Origin of the sequence: Haloferax profundi, from assembly GCF_001469865.1 — an archaeon.
Classification (GTDB): Archaea; Halobacteriota; Halobacteria; order Halobacteriales; family Haloferacaceae; genus Haloferax; species Haloferax profundi.
In genome coordinates this window covers 1-859 of sequence record NZ_LOPV01000229.1, presented here as the reverse complement: position 1 = coordinate 859, position 859 = coordinate 1, and the positions used below count along the sequence as shown (strand labels likewise).

Annotated in this window: 1 pseudogene; it reads left to right on the top strand. The window is 52.0% G+C overall.

Annotation, left to right across the window (positions count from 1 at the left end):
* Positions 1-157: 157 nt before the first annotated feature.
* A pseudogene (locus AUR66_RS11375) lies at positions 158-859 on the top strand (conjugal transfer protein); the annotation flags it as partial.

Genomic DNA, 859 nt, shown 5'->3' with positions numbered 1-859 from the left:
ACCTCCTTTTACCTCTCTCAGCCTGTCGAAGCACAGGAAGGCGTCATCTGTAGTCCAGACAAACTTCTCGGTGAGTTCTGCCGGCGCTCTGCAATAGAACAAGACACCACTGTTTCCAGTAAAACTAGCAGGAGTCAAAAGGAGGTTATCTGCGGTGATGCGTGAGTATATCCGCGTCACCCCGACATCCCAAGAAATCGGAAGTAAGGGTATCGTCGAGGTTCTCAGCAGTCTTCACAAGCTGACGTCAACCTCGTCGAAAGGGCTCCTTGGCAAGTTGAATCCATTCAATACCACCCAGCCACCACGCTTCGAATTTCTCGCGATAAGTGAGGGTAAAGACCGGCCAGTTGAGTTCTATTACGGTGCAACTGAGCATCTCGATACGCTTGAGTCACGACTTCTTTCGATTTATCCGTCAACGTTCGACATCGAGCGGACAGAGTTTGATCCTGCTCAGAAACTCATTCCGGAACACGAGTACACTCCCAAAGAGTACCAAGAGGCGCTCGAAGCCGGAAAACTATGGGAGGAGTTTGATGAAGGTGACGAAGATAGTCACTCGAAAGCGCCTGAAATACCTGACTCAGAGGCTGAGACAGCGCCACTCTACGCTCGCCCGGCGATCGACCAACTCCAACCAATTGGCGTACAGTGGTGGGGGTCTGCCGAACGAAAGCGGGACTGGATGACGACACTCGTTCCATTCTCGGATTCAACGGCGAGGGACGATGCAGGTTCCAACTTTTCGATTACCCCGTTAGCGAGACTCATCGACCATTTGAGTGAGTTCGAACATCCAGTCGGATTGCAGGTTGTCTTCCAGCGACATCCCGATTGGGAAGCTGACGCACACCTA